The organism is Mesorhizobium sp. M4B.F.Ca.ET.089.01.1.1 (assembly GCF_004022605.1).
Lineage (GTDB): Bacteria > Pseudomonadota > Alphaproteobacteria > Rhizobiales > Rhizobiaceae > Mesorhizobium > Mesorhizobium abyssinicae.
The window spans coordinates 1-985 of record NZ_RZOS01000935.1 but is presented as its reverse complement, the minus strand read 5'-3'; the positions used below and the strand labels follow the sequence as shown (position 1 = coordinate 985).

At 59.7% G+C, this 985-nt stretch carries 1 protein-coding gene; it reads left to right on the top strand.

The window, feature by feature from the left end:
- Window positions 1-144 precede the first annotated feature (144 nt).
- Window positions 145-985, top strand: an 841-nt coding sequence (locus EN780_RS35150) for a Xaa-Pro peptidase family protein (protein ID WP_133372905.1), incomplete at its 3' end; no start/stop codon positions are given.

The window sequence follows — 985 nt, the reverse complement described above, 5'->3', positions numbered from 1 at the left end:
TTCGCCAAGCTGGTGAATGGCGAACCAAATCCAGTGGGCTAGTCAACAATGAAGGAGCTTAAGACGGTGAGTGAGCCTGCGAATAATGGAATGGATTTCCCGGCTGAGGAATAACGGGAGCGGCTACGGCGTACTCAAGAAGAAATGGCTAAGTATGATCTTCCCGTCTTACTGCTGCACCAACCAGAAAACATTAATTATCTGAGCGGTATAGATCAAATTGGTTATTTCTCCTATCACGCCTTAGCAGTGCCCAGCCGCGGCGACCCGGTGCTGATCGTGCGCGACATGGAAGTCCCCACGGCGCACAGCACCTCATGGGTCAAAAACCACGTGGTCTATGCAGATGCGGCTGATCCGCTCCCCGTTTGGCTCGACACGGCGCGAAGAGCCCTTGAAGGTCTTGGGTTGGCAGGCGGGCGCGTCGGTGTGGATGAGCACTCATGGTTCTTGACGGTGGAGCGCTGGAAGATGCTGCAGGCGCTGCTGCCGAATGCAACTCTGGTTGGAGAGCCCCGTATTGTCGACCACCTGCGCCTGATCAAATCGCCGCGGGAAATAGAACACCTGCGCGGCGCTGCCCGCCTGGTTGAAGTGGGCCTGCGGGCCGGCATCGAGGCTATCGGGCCTGGCGTCGCGGAGCGAGAACTCGCCGAGGCTGTGTCTAGCGCATTGGTGAAGGCGGGGGCAGCGTCGCTCGGCGGTATCATCACCTCCGGCGATCGAACAAGTCTCATACATGGAGGACTTTCGGACCGGCGCCTGGAACGTGGCGATCCTGTCTACTTTGAACAAAACGGGGTCCACAAGAATTACTGGGCACGCTTGATGCGCACCGCTGTTGTCGGTCCGGCGAGCGCTGCGCAACAGCGTATCGCCGACACGATCATCCGCATCCAAGACGAGGCCATCGCATTGATGCGGCCGGGCACACCGGCCAGCGTGGTCGACCGAGCTTGCCGCGAGCCGCTCCTGGCGTCTGGAC